The following is a 14,339-nucleotide window of genomic DNA, read 5'->3' as shown; positions in this document are numbered from 1 at the left end:
CAAGCAAATATCGCGCCGCCGCGCGCCACCATCGCCCGCACGAATCAGGTTCCTGCGCGGCCGTCTGTCAGTGCCTACCGCGGGCAATCTCGCTGTCAAGCCGCAGCATACCGGGAAACGGTAATTTTGTCTGATGTTACTAGGAAATATCTTGCGGGTGATGCCTGGCAAATGAGGCCCAAGACTGCATTGCGATAGATCAAGAATTATGGTTTGAGAGGCTTGATTTCGGCGTTCTAGCGATCTGGCCCCAATTCCTCTTAGAGGTATTCTTGCGCGGCGGTTTGTCAGACGGGCGGATGGAATAAGCGTTTCCCGGAAATAGGGAAATGCACGTGGGGTGATTTCGTAAGGGGAGCGCGAACGGCATGAGGATGTCGATGGGCCGGATGGGCCGGCAGTTGCTGGGATTGGCCGTGGCGGGTCTGACGCTGGCGACGGGCGGTGTGGCATTCGCCGAGCTCGGGCAACCGGCGCCGTGGGAGTGGACGCTCCAGCAATCCGGCTCGCCGGTGATGGACAACATCGTCTGGTTCCACAACTTCCTGTTCGTGCTGATCACCCTGATCACGCTGTTCGTCCTGGCGCTGCTCGTGGTGGTGGTCGTCAAGTTCAATGCGAGGGCCAACCCGGTGCCGTCGCGGACCACCCACAACACGCTGATCGAGGTGGCCTGGACGCTCGTTCCGGTGCTGATCCTGGTCGGCATCTCGGTGCCGTCGTTCCGGCTGCTGTTCCTCGAGCTCGACGTGCCGAAGGCGGATCTGACGATCAAGGCGACCGGCAAGCAGTGGTATTGGTCGTATGCCTATCCTGATAACGGCAAGTTCGAGTTCGACTCGTTGATGGCCCAGGACAAGCAGCCCCGCCTGCTCGGCGTAGACAACGAGATGGTAGTGCCCGTCAACAAGGTGGTTCGGGTCCAGGTCACCGGCGCGGACGTCATCCACGCCTTCGCGCTGCCGGCTTTCGGCGTCAAGATCGACGCCATTCCAGGCCGGCTGAACGAGACCTGGTTCAAGGCGGCCAAGACCGGCATGTTCTACGGCCAGTGCTCGGAGCTGTGCGGCAAGGATCACGCCTTCATGCCGATCGCGATCCGCGTGGTCGACGACCAGGAGTTCGCCTCCTGGGTCGAGACGGCAAAGAAGAAATTCGCGAGCGGCGGCACCAGCACCTACGCCTCCGCGGCCGGCCCGACGCAGTAAGCGCCGGGCGGAAGCTCGAGGGACTGAAAGCGATATGAAGGGCGGGACCGCATACGGTCCGAATGGGACGCAAGGCAGGATTTGAATATGGCAACGAGCGCAGCGGCACATAGCGATCACGCGCATCATGACGAGCACGCCCATCCGACCGGATGGCGGCGCTACGTCTATTCGACCAACCACAAGGACATCGGCACGATGTACCTGATTTTCGCGGTCGTCGCCGGCGTCATCGGCGCCGCGATGTCGATCGCGATCCGGGCCGAGCTGATGTATCCGGGTGTGCAGATCTTTCACGAGACGCACACCTATAATGTGTTCGTGACCTCTCACGGCCTGATCATGATCTTCTTCATGGTCATGCCCGCGATGATCGGCGGGTTCGGCAATTGGTTCGTGCCGCTGATGATCGGCGCGCCCGACATGGCGTTCCCGCGCATGAACAACATCTCGTTCTGGCTGCTGCCGGCCTCCTTCGCGCTGCTGCTGATGTCGACCTTCGTCGAGGGCGAGCCGGGTGCCAACGGCGTCGGCGCCGGCTGGACCATGTATGCGCCGCTGTCGAGCTCCGGTCACCCCGGCCCCGCCGTCGACTTCGCGATCCTGTCGCTGCATCTGGCGGGCGCCTCGTCGATTCTCGGCGCCATCAATTTCATCACCACGATCTTCAACATGCGCGCACCGGGCATGACTCTGCACAAGATGCCACTGTTCGTGTGGTCGATCCTGGTGACAGTGTTCCTGCTGCTGTTATCGCTGCCGGTGCTCGCCGGTGCGATCACCATGCTGCTCACCGACCGCAATTTCCACACGACGTTCTTCGCGCCCGAGGGCGGCGGCGATCCCGTGCTGTTCCAGCACCTGTTCTGGTTCTTCGGTCACCCCGAGGTGTACATCCTGATCCTGCCCGGCTTCGGTATGATCAGCCAGATCGTCTCGACCTTCTCGCGCAAGCCCGTGTTCGGCTATCTCGGCATGGCCTACGCCATGGTCGCGATCGGCGGCATCGGCTTCGTGGTGTGGGCGCACCACATGTACACGGTGGGCATGTCCTCGGCGACGCAGGCCTATTTCGTCGCCGCCACCATGGTCATTGCGGTTCCGACCGGCGTGAAGATCTTCTCCTGGATCGCCACGATGTGGGGCGGCTCGATCGAATTCCGCGCGCCGATGATCTGGGCGGTAGGCTTCATCTTCCTGTTCACGGTTGGTGGCGTCACCGGCGTCGTGCTGGCGAACGCGGGCGTCGACCGCGTGCTCCAGGAGACCTATTACGTCGTCGCGCACTTCCACTACGTGCTGTCGCTCGGCGCCGTGTTCGCGATCTTTGCGGGCTGGTACTACTGGTTCCCGAAAATGTCGGGTTACATGTACAATGAGTGGCTGGCCAAGCTGCACTTCTGGGTGACCTTCATCGGCGTCAACCTGGTGTTCTTCCCGCAGCACTTCCTCGGCCTGTCGGGGATGCCGCGCCGCTACGTCGACTATCCCGACGCGTTCGCGGGCTGGAACCTGATCTCGTCCCTCGGCTCCTACATCTCCGGGTTCGGCGTGCTGATCTTCCTCTACTGCGTCCTCGACGCCTACATGAAGAAGGTGCCTGCCGGTAACAATCCCTGGGGTGCGGGCGCAACCACGCTGGAGTGGACGCTGCCCTCGCCGCCGCCATTCCACCAGTTCGAAGTGCTGCCTCGCGTGCAGTAAGCCATCGCCCGCGGCGCCCGTGACGGGCGCCGCGGCTCTTTCAGGAAGCGAGCTGAATTAAGTGTCCGTCCTCGACCACAATGCCGTCGACATCAATCCTCGCATCTCCGAAGCGGAGGTCGGCGATTACATCGCGCTGCTCAAGCCGCGCGTGATGTCGCTGGTGATCTTCACCGCGCTGGTCGGGATGGCGATGGCACCCGGGCATTTCCATCCCGTGCTGGCGATCACCTCGCTACTCTGCATCGCCGTCGGTGCCGGCGCCTCCGGCGCGCTCAACATGGCGCTCGAGGGCGACATCGACGCCAAGATGTCGCGCACGGCGAACCGGCCAATCCCGCGCGGCCGCGTCACCCGCCCCGAAGCGATGGCGTTCGGCATGACGCTCGCCTTCTTCTCGGTGATGACGCTCGGCATCCTCGTCAACTGGATCGCGGGCGCGCTGCTCGCCTTCACCATCTTCTTCTACGTCGTGATCTATACGATGGGTCTGAAGCGTTGGACCGCGCAGAACATCGTGATCGGCGGCGCTGCCGGCGCGCTGCCTCCGGTGGTGGCCTGGGCCGCCGTGACGGGCACGGTCGACGTCGAGCCACTGCTGCTGTTCGCCATCATCTTCTTCTGGACGCCGCCGCACTTCTGGGCGCTGGCGTTGTTCCGCTCCGACGATTATGCGCGCGCCGGCATTCCGATGCTACCCAACGTCGCCGGTCCCGATGCGACGCGGCTCCAGATCCTGCTCTACACGATCGTGCTGATCGCGGTCGCCGCCGCACCCTGGGCGCTCGGCTATTTCGACGCCGTCTACGGCATCGTTTCGCTGATCCTCGGCGCCGGCATGCTGGTGCTCGCCATCAACGTCTACATGCGTCGCGAGCGCAGCCAGTCGCTGCGTGCCACCCGCAAGCTGTTTGCATTCTCCATCCTTTATCTGTTTGCGCTGTTCGCCACCCTGCTGGCCCAGGTTGTATTCCGGGCGCTTGCTCCGATGGCATGGGGCGCATGAGGCGGGGATGGCCGACAAACCGGAGCCAGATGGAATCGTCCTCACCGAGGCGCAGAAGAAGAGCCGTCGTCAGCGCTCCATTGCCATTGCTTTGGCGCTCGGCGTGCTCGTGGTGCTGTTCTTCGCCGTCACCATGGTCAAGGGGCCGGCGGTTCTAGTGCGGCCGATGTAGGAAACATGGATCACGAGCCGACCATATCGCAGGATCAGAGCCGGACGGCGGGCAAGGGCCGCATCGGTGGTCTTGGCCGCGACGCGCTGGTCGCCTCGATCTGCGGCGGCGTAGTGGCGCTGATGGTGGGGGCATCCTACGCGGCGGTGCCGTTCTACAACTGGTTCTGCCGCGCCACCGGCTTCAACGGCACGACCCAGGTCGCGACCTCCGCACCGGCCACCGGCCCGATCGCCCGAAAGATCTCGGTGCGGTTCGATTCCAACGTCGCGCCGGGCCTGCCCTGGAAGTTCGAGCCCGAGCAGAGCGAGATCGAGGTCAATATCGGTCAGGTGACGACGGTCTACTACACCGTGACGAACCAGGCCGCGCGCACCACCGCGGGCCAAGCCGCCTATAACGTCGCGCCGCTGACGGTTGGGTCATATTTCCAGAAGATCAACTGCTTCTGCTTCACCGAGCAGACCATGGCGCCCGGCGAGAAGCGGGAGATGCCGGTCGTGTTCTATGTCGATCCGTCGATTGCCGAGGATCGCGAGAACGACGGGCTGAACACGATCACGCTGTCCTACACGTTCTATCCGGTGAAGGATCCCGTGGTGAAGCCGCTGGCATCGGGTGACGACGACAAACGCAAGGGAAATCTCTGATCGCCGGGCGCACGCTCGGGGGATTGGACGCAAGGGGATAAGTGCCTGACAGGCACGGGATTGAGGAGAGAGACCGCAAATGGCAACGGCGCACACCAAGCATCACGACTACCATCTGGTCGATCCCTCTCCCTGGCCGGCCGTCGGTTCGCTGTCGGCCTTCATCATGGCGGTTGGCGCGATCGCCTGGATGCACCACATGTTCTCGGCTGCGCCGATCGTGTTCGGTGTGGGCACCGTCGGCGTGCTCTACACCATGGCGAGCTGGTGGGGCGACGTGATCAAGGAAGCCCAGTACAAGGGCGACCACACCCGCGTCGTGCAGCTCCATCACCGCTACGGCATGATCCTGTTCATCGCCTCCGAGGTGATGTTCTTCGTGGCCTGGTTCTGGGCCTATTTCAACGCCGCGCTGTTCCCGGCTGACGCCGTCCATGCCACGCGTGATGCGGTGTTCGGCTGCGGCCTTGGCACGCAGGCCGGCGCCTGCTCCGTTCCCGGCACCTGGCCGCCGAAGGGCATCGAGACCTTCGATCCCTGGCATCTGCCGCTCCTGAACACGTTGATCCTGCTCACCTCCGGCACCACGGTAACCTGGGCGCACCATGCGCTGCTCGAGAATGACCGCCAGGGTCTGAAATACGGCCTGATCCTCACCGTCGTGCTGGGTGCGCTCTTCACCTGCGTGCAGGCCTATGAGTACAGCCACGCGGCGTTCTCGTTCGGCGGCAACGTCTATGGTGCGACCTTCTTCATGGCGACCGGCTTCCATGGCTTCCACGTGCTGGTCGGCACCATCTTCCTGCTGGTCTGCCTGTTTCGCGCCTATGCCGGCCACTTCACGCCGACCCAGCATCTCGGCTTCGAGTTCGCCGCCTGGTACTGGCACTTCGTCGACGTGGTCTGGCTCTTCCTGTTCCTTTGCATCTATGTCTGGGGACACGGCGCCGAGACCATGGCTCACGGCGCGCACTGAGCTGCGAGGCAGATGATTCAGAAAGGGCGGCCGCAGGGCCGCCCTTTCGCTTTCCGGCCGCCGGAAGCCTTGGCCGAAACTGTGATAGAGTTTGCCATCATGAACGACATCGCCGGCCCATCGGAGTCTCAAACCACGGTCCTGCAAAGCGCGCTGCGCGGGCTCGCCTGCAAATGTCCGCGCTGCGGCGAGGGCAAGCTCTATGCGGGCTTCCTGACACTCGCGCCTCGCTGCGAGCGCTGCGGTCTCGACTATGCTTTCATCGATACCGGTGACGGTCCGGCGATCTTCATCATCATGCTGGCCGGCGCGATCGTGGTCGGCTGCGCGCTCGTCGTCGAGGTCAAGTATCAGCCGCCGTTCTGGCTGCACGCGGTGCTCTGGCTGCCGCTGATTCTCGCCACCACGCTTTTGCCGCTGCGCGCGATGAAGTCGCTGCTGATCGCGCTGCAATTCCACCACAAGGCGGCGCCGGGCCGACTCATCGACCGCGCGAAATGAACCGGACCGTGCGCAAGCCTCGCGTGGCCGGCTTTGCGCTGTTCACGCTGCTCCTGACGGCAGTGTTCGTCGGGCTTGGCTTCTGGCAATTGCAGCGCCGGACAGCCAAGCACGAGCTGATCGCTGCTCTCACCGAACGGCTTGCGACCGCGCCGGTCGCGCTGCCGGCGCCCGCGCAATGGGCGGCGCTCAATCGCGCGCGCGACGAATTCCGCCGCGTCAGCTTCTCTGCAACTTACGTCCCGCTGCCCGATGCGATGGTCTATTCCTCCGGCTCGGCCGTGCGCAAGGACGCCTCCGGTCCCGGCACCTGGGCGTTCCTGCCGGCGCGGCTTCCGAGCGGCGAGATGGTCGTGATCGATGCCGGCTTCGTCGAGAACACGATGCAGGATCGCGGCGTCGAGGATCGCGCGGTGAAGCAGCTCGTCACGGGCCAGCCGGTCGTGCTCACCGGCTATCTCAGGTTCCCGGAAGCACCGGGCTGGCTGACACCTGCGGAGAACCGCGAGAAGCGGCTCTGGTTCGTGCGCGATCATCTGGCAATCGCGAGCGCGCTCGGCTGGGGAACGGTTGCGCCGTTCTATGTCGACCTCGAGCAGCCGGTGCCCGAGAACGGCGTTCCACGTCCCGGTCCGCTCGACGTGCATCTGAAAGACGATCACCTGCAATACGCGATCACCTGGTTCACGCTCGCGGGCGCCCTGCTGATCGCCTTCGCGGTGTGGGCGAGGGGGCGGCAAGACCGAACTCATCCGTAGATCAACCGAGGGAACCCGGTATCGTCCGGGCTTTACCGTTCAGCGCACATTCACGAGTGTGGTCCTAAGCCGCCCCTGGTGTCCGCGGCAGAACAGGATTGCAGCGTGAGCGATTTCGACCAGATGGGAATTGTCGTTGACTGGGTAGATGCCTGCCGCAAGGGCGACCTCGCGGCGCTGCTCGATCTATATGCGGACGACGCCGAGCTTGAATGTATCTGCAACGGAACGCAGCGCCATCGCGGCCGAAGCGAGCTCGAAAGCTATTGGAGGCCGCGACTTGGCGCCTTGTCGTCGGCGGGCTTCAGGCTGGAAGAGATCGATCCAGTGTCCAACGGCGTCGATCTCGAATATTCCATCGCTGGCGCGCTGCGCATTCGCGCCTCGTTTCGCTTCAGCACGGAAGGCAAGATCCGCAGCACGCTGTGCGAGCCGGCGCGACAGAACGCGCATGTTGGCTGCGCGTGCTAGCTAGGGCATGATCCGGAAAAGTGTGTAGCGGTTTTCCGAAAAGATCATGCTCAGCTAGACCGGCGCCTCCCGGGTTGGCGCAGCCGGAAGACGGCATCGGACATAGGTTCGTTCATTCGCGCGCAGCAGTGACAGCGATCCGCTGAGCGCGCGAACGCGCTCATGCATGCCGGTCAGGCCCCGGCCAAAGACGTTGTCGGCGGGAAAGCCGCCGCCATCGTCGGAGATCTCGATGACGAGCGTCTCACCGGTGATGGTCGTCTGCACATGGGCGTTGCTCGCTTTGGCATGGCGCAGCACGTTGGTCAGCGCCTCCTGGATCAACCGATAGACGGTCCGCGCCAGCGGCCCGTCTAGTCCGTTGAGACCGGGGTCAATCGTGTCCGTCAGACCGATATGCGGTGCCTGCTTGCGAAAGTTTTGAAGCAGTGTCTGGACGCTGCTTGCGAGGCCCAGTTCCTCAACATAGAGCGGCCGCAGCCGGTCGAGAATACGGCGGTTGGCCTGCTGGAGCGCCTCGACCGATTGCAGCACCTCCTGCACCGAATTGCCGAGATTTCCCACGGCAGGCGCGGCCTCGATCAGCGCGACCGCGCCGGCGCGGATGCCGAACAGAAGCGGGCCGAGTTCGTCGTGCAATTCGCGGGCGAGGTCGCGCCGCTCATCGTCCTGAAGCGACACCAGCCGATGCAACAGGTCGCGATTGTCCTGGCTTAGTTGCGCCAACGTCCCCGCCAGCGCGTTCGCCGCCGCGCAGCTCTGCCGGATCTCCGGCGGCCCTGCCACCGGGATCGGCTTTGTGTAGTCGCCGCGTCGCATCCGCGTCAGTCCTTCGCCGAGCTGTTGTAGGGGGCGTAGCGCCGACGCCGCCAGGACGTAGGCGATGGTTCCGGTAAGCGCCATCAGCCCGGCGATCAGGCCGGTGAGCGCGAGGAAGCCGATCCATTTCTCGAACAGCTCGGCGGACAGGTCGGGCACGAAGACGATATCGCCGACACGCTCGCCGTCGATCGTCACCGGGGATGCCGCGTCCATCTCGGGGATGGTGATCAGGTCGATGAACCATTGCGGCACGCTATGCGGCGTGCGCGGGTCGTCCTTCGGGGAGCGCGCGGGACCCGCTTCCACGGAACGGAATTGGATATCAGAGGAGGTGTCCAACGATTGGACAAACGCATCGAGCGTCCGCCGTGGATTGTCGGAAGCGCGCAGCGTGTTGTTGAGCGCGGTGGCGATGGCCCGGGTCGAACGCCGGCCCGGCTCATTCTCCTCAACGAGCTGGCCCCCTGCGAAGGTCTGAAGCAGCACGCCGCCCAGGATCAGTGCCGCGAGAAGGCTCGCGCCGAGCGGAAGAAACAGTTGCGTCCTGAACGAGAGTCGTTGCCACATTAGGTCAATTCTAACGTGTTTTGACGGAATTCTCTCTTTCCATTTGTTCCCGCCGGTCTATGAGTCGAGAAAGCAAGTGAGCCTGCGATGCAAGATACCGCCAAGCCGGCAACCAAGGTCCTGATCGTCGACGACCACCCTGTGGTGCTGTCCGGTTGCCGCACCCTGTTCGCGTCCGACCAGTCGATCCGTATCGACGAGGCGAACGATGCCAAATCCGGGCACCGCGCCTATGTCAGCAAGCGGCCCGATGTTACCGTGATCGACATCAGCCTGCCTGATGTCTCGGGCTTCGAGCTGATGCGACGCATTCGGAAGGACGATCCGGACGCCAAGATCATCATGTTCAGCATGAACGATGATCCGGCCTTCGTGGTGCGGGCGGTCGAGCTTGGGGCCCAGGGCTATGTCTCCAAGGGTGACGATCCCAGGATACTGCTGAAAGCGGTGCGCAAAGTGGTCGCGGGCGACAATTTCATTTCTCCGCAGCTTGCGGAAGCCGTGACGTTTTCCGGTGCCGCAATCAAGGCCAATCCAGCCTCGCAGATGACGCCGCGGGAGCTCGAGATTCTTCGCCTGCTCGGACGCGGCGACAAAATCGTCGAGGTCGCCAAGGCGCTCGGCATCTCCTACAAGACCGTGGCGAACACGACGTCCCTGCTCAAGCAGAAGTTAGGGGCCAAGAACCATTCCGACCTGATCCGGATCGCAGTGGAAATCGGGATGAATTGACCTGTCGCCAACGACCGAACCGGCTGCTCCAGGAGGCAGCGGTTCGGTCGACGGATCGGCGTCGCCATCAGCCGGGCAATGCATGGGCGATGGCCGGCACCGTCCGCCGACCCAATCGGTCGCCACGGCATTCGTTCCCCAGGGCAGGCCAAAGGTTCGGGAAAAGACGGCAATATCACGCAAGTCATTGCTCATATCCGCGAAAGAAGGCCCTGAGCACGGCGGGAAAAACAGGAACATTTTCCGCCGCCTGCCGTTTTGGCTCTTGACGATTTGACGACAGCTGACGAAAGCTTGGGTGAACAGTTTAGCGGGTCGAACGACCCGACGAGGCAATCGGTCTGCACACAACGACAGACCTTCCAAGAGAAGGGCTGCGGCAATGCCGCAGCCCTTTTTCATTGGGCTGCGGGGCGAGCGGAAGCGGTTTCCCGATGCCGCAAAACACTTTATGGTGGCTCAACGCCTCTGGCTGTTAACAAGTAATTTCGTAAAATCAAAGGCTTAACGAGCGAGCTCAGACTCGGTTGGCCTTTGGAGGGCAGTTTGACTCGTTATATCTCGACCCGGGGCGAAGCCCCCGAACTCGGCTTCTGCGACGTGATGCTGACCGGGCTAGCCCGCGATGGCGGCCTGTACGTGCCGGCCGTTTGGCCGCAGCTTTCGGCGCAGACCATCGCCGGCTTCTTCGGCCGCGCCTATTGGGAGGTCGCGGTCGACGTGATTCGCCCCTTCGCGGGCGGCGAGATCACGGACGCCGAGCTTGGCCGCATGGCCAACGAGGCCTATGCCACCTTCCGCCATCCCGCGGTGGTGCCGCTGCGCCAGATGTCGCCGCACCAGTTCGTGCTCGAGCTGTTCCACGGCCCGACGCTCGCCTTCAAGGACGTGGCGATGCAGCTGATCTCGCGGCTGATGGACCATGTGCTCGCCAAGCGCGGCCAGCGCACCACCATCGTGGTCGCAACCTCCGGCGATACCGGCGGCGCCGCGGTCGAAGCCTTTGCGGGTCTGGAGAATGTCGACCTGATCGTGCTGTTCCCGCATGGCCGCATCTCCGAGGTCCAGCAGCGGATGATGACGACGACTGGTGCGGCCAATGTGCATGCGCTCGCCGTCGAAGGCACTTTCGACGACTGCCAGGCGCTCGTGAAGGGAATGTTCAACAACCATCGCTTTCGCGATGCGACGTCGCTGTCCGGCGTCAACTCGATCAACTGGGCGCGTATCGTCGCCCAGGTGGTCTACTATTTCACGTCGGCCGTTGCCGTCGGTGCACCGGCGCGCGCGGTGGATTTCGTCGTGCCGACCGGCAATTTCGGCGACATCTTTGCCGGCTACGTCGCCAAGCGCATGGGGCTGTCGGTGCGCACGCTGCACATCGCCGCCAACGTCAACGACATCCTGGCCCGCACGCTCAAGACCGGGATCTACGAGGTGCGCGAAGTGCACGCCACGGCCTCGCCGTCGATGGACATCCAGATCTCCTCGAATTTCGAGCGGCTGCTGTTCGAGGCCGGCCGGCGCGATGCGGCGGGCGTGCGCCGCCTGATGGATTCACTGAAGCAGTCGGGGCGTTTCGTGCTGCCCGATGCCACGCTGGCCGCGATCCGCGAGGTGTTCGACGCAGGCCGTGCCGACGAGACCGAAACCGCGGCCGCAATCCGCGCCGCCTGGCGCGAGGCGGGCGAGCTGGTCGATCCCCATACCGCGGTGGCGCTGGCGGTCGCGGACCGCGACACCACCGACACGACGGTCCCGAGCATCGTGCTCTCTACGGCCCATCCGGCCAAATTCCCCGACGCGGTCGAGGCGGCCTGCGGCCAGCGGCCGCAACTGCCCGCCTGGCTCGACGGATTGATGACTAAATCCGAACACGTGAAGGTGATGAAGAACGATCAGGCCGAGGTCGAGCGGTTCGTGCTGTCGATCAGCCGCGCCGCAAAGCAAGGAGTTGCCGGATGAGCGTCGAGATTTCCAAGCTTGCTTCCGGCCTCACCGTCGTCACCGACAAAATGCCACATCTCGAGACTGCGGCGCTCGGCGTCTGGGCCGGGGTCGGCGGGCGCGACGAGAAGCCGAACGAGCATGGCATCTCGCATCTCCTGGAGCACATGGCGTTCAAGGGTACGACCAAGCGCTCCTCGCGCGAGATCGTCGAGGAGATCGAGGCGGTCGGCGGTGATCTCAATGCCGGCACCTCGACCGAGACCACGTCCTACTACGCGCGGGTGCTGAAGGCCGACGTGCCGCTCGCGCTCGACGTGCTCGCCGACATTCTCGCCAATCCTGCCTTCGAGCCGGACGAGCTGGAGCGCGAGAAGAACGTCATCGTGCAGGAGATCGGGGCTGCGCAGGACACACCCGACGACGTCGTGTTCGAGCATCTCAACGAGCTCTGCTATCCCGACCAGCCGATGGGTCGCTCGCTGCTCGGCACCGCCAAGACGCTGCGCGGCTTCAACCGCGACATGCTCCGCGGCTATCTGTCGACGCATTATCGCGGGCCCGACATGGTGGTGGCCGCCGCCGGCGCGGTCGATCACAAGCAGGTGGTCGCCGAGGTCGAGCAGCGCTTCGCGAGCTTCGAGGCGACACCGGGACCGAAGCCGCAATCCGCCCAGTTCGGCAAGGGCGGCGCCAAGGTGGTCCACCGCGAGCTCGAGCAGGCGCATCTGACGTTGGCGCTCGAAGGGGTGCCGCAGACCGACCTCTCGCTGTTCTCGCTCCAGGTCTTCACCAACATTCTCGGCGGTGGGATGTCGTCGCGGCTGTTCCAGGAGGTGCGCGAGAAGCGCGGCCTCTGCTACTCCATCTACAGCTTCCACGCGCCCTACACCGACACCGGCTTCTTCGGCCTCTACACCGGCACCGATCCCGCCGACGCGCCGGAGATGATGGAGGTCGTGGTCGATGTCATGAATGATTCGGTGGAGACCCTGACCGAGGCCGAGATCGCGCGTGCCAAGGCGCAGATGAAGGCGGGCCTGCTGATGGCATTGGAGAGCTGCTCCTCCCGCGCCGAACAGCTCGCCCGGCATGTGCTGGCTTATGGCCGGCCGCAGACGGTGCAGGAGCTGGTGGCCCGGATCGACGCCGTCAGCGTCGAATCGACCCGGGATGCCGCGCGTGCGCTGCTTTCGCGCAGCCGCCCTGCGGTTGTTGCATTGGGCAGTGGCAGGGGTCTGGACACCGCGGTATCTTTTGCGGAAGGATTGACGCGGGCGCGTGCCAAGGCGCGGCTGCATTAAGAGCCGTCGCCCAGGGGCGCCCGCTCCGGGAAGCATCACCATGGCCCTGTTCCGCCTGCCATCCAGTGGACCCGCCGCCCTCGCGCCGCGCGGCAACGGGCTGTTGCTGCGCGCCCCGCAGATGTCGGACTTCCTGCAATGGGCTCACTTGCGCGAAAGTAGCCGCGACTACCTCACCCCCTGGGAGCCGATCTGGCCGTCGGACGATCTCACCCGGTCCGGCTTTCGCCGCCGCTTGCGCCGCTATTCCGAGGACATTGCCGCGGACCGGTCCTATCCCTTTCTGATCTTCCGCGAACTCGACGGCGCCATGGTCGGCGGCATCACGCTGGCCAATGTCCGGCGCGGCATCGTGCAGGCAGGCACCATCGGCTACTGGGTTGGGCAGCCCTACGCCCATCGCGGCTACATGACCGCTGCGCTGCGGGTGCTGCTGCCGACGCTGTTCGGCGAGCTCAACCTGCACCGCGTCGAGGCCGCCTGCATCCCCACCAATGCACCATCGATCCGGGTGCTGGAGAAGTGCGGCTTCTCGCGGGAGGGGCTGGCGCGCCGCTATCTCTGCATCAACGGGATCTGGCAGGACCACCTGCTGTTCGGCCTGCTGCATGAGGATTTTCGCGGTTGAGCCGCCACGTCCTGCGGCCAAAGTCTTGATCGTCTCGCCTTGTTTGCTGCCGTAATTTGCCTGCCTTGGGTTCGCCGATTTTGGCGATATAACGGCGCGGGCTGGCCAGCGATCGGCCGGAGTGCTGTCATGGAGTATGGGTGTTGATGGTGAAGGAGCTTCGGTCGTCGCGAAATGCGTTGCGGCGGGGGACGGTGGTAGCTTTGACGTTGTCGGTTGCGCTCGCGTCTGTCTCGCCGGTGGCGGCCCAGTCCTTGAGCGACCGCTTCAAGAGCCTGTTCGGCGGCAAGTCCGACGAACCGGCCCAGCCCAAGCCGCCGCCCGCGCCCGGCCAGCCGGCCGACGACGACGTTGATTGCCCGCAGGTCACGGTGCGCGCCGGCGCCTCGACTTATGCGGTCGGCGCGAGCGGCAAGCAGGCTGTCGGCAACGACATCCGCTTCCAGGCCACAATCACCAAGATGGCGCGCGAATGCGCCCGGAGCGGCGGCGATATCACCGCGCGGATCGGAATCCAGGGCCGTGTCATCGCCGGTCCCGCCGGCGCGCCTGCGACGGTCGAGGTCCCCTTGCGTGTTGCCGTGGTGCAGGGCGGCGTCGGCGAGAAGGTGATCGCCTCAAAGGCCTACCGGACCACGGTCGAGATGTCGGAGGGCGGCAGCGTGCCCTTCACGTTCGTGGCCGAAGATCTGGCCTACCCGATGCCCTCGGCCGCGGCCGCCGATTCCTACATCTTCTATGTCGGCTTCGACCCGCAGGCGCTCGCGCCCGAGCCGAAGGGACGGAAGAAGAAGTAGGGTTCAAGGTCGGCTGTCACTACAATTACGGCTGTCATCACCCGCAAAGGCGGGCGATCCAGTATTCCAGAGAGGTGAGTGATCTATCGAGAGGTC

The 14,339-nt window shown here is 64.3% G+C and carries 15 protein-coding genes; 14 read left to right on the top strand and 1 reads right to left on the bottom strand.

The annotated features are described in order from the left end of the window. The first annotated feature begins 368 nt into the window (after positions 1-368). The 9 genes from coxB to IVA87_RS24160 all read left to right on the top strand — a co-directional run bounded on the left by coxB (position 369) and on the right by IVA87_RS24160 (position 7,446). Entirely contained in the window at positions 369-1,208 is an 840-nt protein-coding gene (coxB, locus tag IVA87_RS24200) for a cytochrome c oxidase subunit II (protein WP_247307877.1), read from the top strand. 87 nt (positions 1,209-1,295) lie between these two features. Next, on the top strand, positions 1,296-2,912 hold the full coding sequence (gene ctaD / locus IVA87_RS24195) for a cytochrome c oxidase subunit I (RefSeq protein ID WP_247281764.1): 1,617 nt from the start codon (positions 1,296-1,298) through the stop codon (positions 2,910-2,912). 61 nt (positions 2,913-2,973) lie between these two features. Then, the gene (locus tag IVA87_RS24190; protein ID WP_247335307.1) at positions 2,974-3,918 is read left to right on the top strand and encodes a heme o synthase; all 945 of its coding nucleotides are present in this window, start codon (positions 2,974-2,976) and stop codon (positions 3,916-3,918) included. 7 nt (positions 3,919-3,925) lie between these two features. Further along, entirely contained in the window at positions 3,926-4,090 is a 165-nt protein-coding gene (locus IVA87_RS24185; protein ID WP_018644977.1) for a hypothetical protein, read from the top strand. 5 nt (positions 4,091-4,095) lie between these two features. Then, the gene (locus tag IVA87_RS24180; RefSeq protein WP_247307881.1) at positions 4,096-4,740 is read left to right on the top strand and encodes a cytochrome c oxidase assembly protein; all 645 of its coding nucleotides are present in this window, start codon (positions 4,096-4,098) and stop codon (positions 4,738-4,740) included. A 79-nt stretch (positions 4,741-4,819) separates the two neighbouring features. Then, a complete protein-coding gene (locus tag IVA87_RS24175; RefSeq protein WP_247281760.1) occupies positions 4,820-5,716 on the top strand; it encodes a cytochrome c oxidase subunit 3 in 897 nt (298 codons plus the stop codon). 99 nt (positions 5,717-5,815) lie between these two features. Beyond that, on the top strand, positions 5,816-6,217 hold the full coding sequence (locus IVA87_RS24170) for a DUF983 domain-containing protein (RefSeq protein WP_247307906.1): 402 nt from the start codon (positions 5,816-5,818) through the stop codon (positions 6,215-6,217). Continuing rightward, the gene (locus IVA87_RS24165) at positions 6,214-6,975 is read left to right on the top strand and encodes an SURF1 family cytochrome oxidase biogenesis protein (RefSeq protein ID WP_247307909.1); all 762 of its coding nucleotides are present in this window, start codon (positions 6,214-6,216) and stop codon (positions 6,973-6,975) included. The genes IVA87_RS24170 and IVA87_RS24165 overlap by 4 nt, the downstream gene beginning before the upstream one ends. Positions 6,976-7,080: 105 nt before the next feature. Continuing rightward, positions 7,081-7,446 (top strand): nuclear transport factor 2 family protein, encoded by a 366-nt coding sequence (locus IVA87_RS24160; RefSeq protein WP_247307911.1) that lies wholly within the window; start codon positions 7,081-7,083, stop codon positions 7,444-7,446. A 54-nt stretch (positions 7,447-7,500) separates the two neighbouring features. Here the strand turns inward: IVA87_RS24160 and IVA87_RS24155 are convergent, their stop codons facing one another. Then, positions 7,501-8,835 carry a histidine kinase gene (locus tag IVA87_RS24155; RefSeq protein ID WP_247307914.1) on the bottom strand — a complete coding sequence of 445 codons (1,335 nt, stop codon included), beginning with the start codon at positions 8,833-8,835 and terminating at the stop codon, positions 7,501-7,503. An 87-nt stretch (positions 8,836-8,922) separates the two neighbouring features. On the opposite strand from IVA87_RS24155, the gene IVA87_RS24150 reads away from it, so the two are divergent. The 5 genes from IVA87_RS24150 to IVA87_RS24130 all read left to right on the top strand — a co-directional run bounded on the left by IVA87_RS24150 (position 8,923) and on the right by IVA87_RS24130 (position 14,243). Continuing rightward, on the top strand, positions 8,923-9,567 hold the full coding sequence (locus IVA87_RS24150; RefSeq protein ID WP_247307918.1) for a response regulator transcription factor: 645 nt from the start codon (positions 8,923-8,925) through the stop codon (positions 9,565-9,567). Positions 9,568-10,113: 546 nt separating this feature from the next. Continuing rightward, positions 10,114-11,532, top strand: coding sequence for a threonine synthase (thrC, locus tag IVA87_RS24145; protein WP_247307919.1), 1,419 nt, complete (start codon positions 10,114-10,116; stop codon positions 11,530-11,532). Next, positions 11,529-12,818 (top strand): pitrilysin family protein, encoded by a 1,290-nt coding sequence (locus IVA87_RS24140; RefSeq protein WP_247281753.1) that lies wholly within the window; start codon positions 11,529-11,531, stop codon positions 12,816-12,818. The genes thrC and IVA87_RS24140 overlap by 4 nt, the downstream gene beginning before the upstream one ends. A 40-nt stretch (positions 12,819-12,858) precedes the next feature. Beyond that, positions 12,859-13,446 (top strand): GNAT family protein, encoded by a 588-nt coding sequence (locus IVA87_RS24135; RefSeq protein WP_247281752.1) that lies wholly within the window; start codon positions 12,859-12,861, stop codon positions 13,444-13,446. A gap of 146 nt (positions 13,447-13,592) precedes the next feature. Then, a complete protein-coding gene (locus IVA87_RS24130; protein WP_247307942.1) occupies positions 13,593-14,243 on the top strand; it encodes a hypothetical protein in 651 nt (216 codons plus the stop codon). Positions 14,244-14,339 lie beyond the last annotated feature (96 nt).

The organism is Bradyrhizobium sp. 147 (genome assembly GCF_023073935.1).
Lineage (GTDB): Bacteria > Pseudomonadota > Alphaproteobacteria > Rhizobiales > Xanthobacteraceae > Bradyrhizobium.
Note: the sequence above shows the minus strand (reverse complement) of the source record. Positions and strands in the feature narration are given on the sequence as shown.

Bases quoted from the DNA above. Each gene is read 5' to 3' on its own strand.
- IVA87_RS24130 (WP_247307942.1), top strand. From the start codon at position 13,593: ATGGTGAAGGAGCTTCGGTCGTCGCGAAATGCGTTGCGGCGGGGGACG.
- IVA87_RS24180 (WP_247307881.1), top strand. From the start codon at position 4,096: ATGGATCACGAGCCGACCATATCGCAGGATCAGAGCCGGACGGCGGGC.
- IVA87_RS24170 (WP_247307906.1), top strand. From the start codon at position 5,816: ATGAACGACATCGCCGGCCCATCGGAGTCTCAAACCACGGTCCTGCAA.
- IVA87_RS24175 (WP_247281760.1), top strand. From the start codon at position 4,820: ATGGCAACGGCGCACACCAAGCATCACGACTACCATCTGGTCGATCCC.
- IVA87_RS24140 (WP_247281753.1), top strand. From the start codon at position 11,529: ATGAGCGTCGAGATTTCCAAGCTTGCTTCCGGCCTCACCGTCGTCACC.
- IVA87_RS24150 (WP_247307918.1), top strand. From the start codon at position 8,923: ATGCAAGATACCGCCAAGCCGGCAACCAAGGTCCTGATCGTCGACGAC.
- IVA87_RS24165 (WP_247307909.1), top strand. From the start codon at position 6,214: ATGAACCGGACCGTGCGCAAGCCTCGCGTGGCCGGCTTTGCGCTGTTC.
- IVA87_RS24155 (WP_247307914.1), bottom strand. From the start codon at position 8,835: ATGTGGCAACGACTCTCGTTCAGGACGCAACTGTTTCTTCCGCTCGGC.
- coxB (WP_247307877.1), top strand. From the start codon at position 369: ATGAGGATGTCGATGGGCCGGATGGGCCGGCAGTTGCTGGGATTGGCC.
- IVA87_RS24135 (WP_247281752.1), top strand. From the start codon at position 12,859: ATGGCCCTGTTCCGCCTGCCATCCAGTGGACCCGCCGCCCTCGCGCCG.
- ctaD (WP_247281764.1), top strand. From the start codon at position 1,296: ATGGCAACGAGCGCAGCGGCACATAGCGATCACGCGCATCATGACGAG.
- IVA87_RS24185 (WP_018644977.1), top strand. From the start codon at position 3,926: ATGGCCGACAAACCGGAGCCAGATGGAATCGTCCTCACCGAGGCGCAG.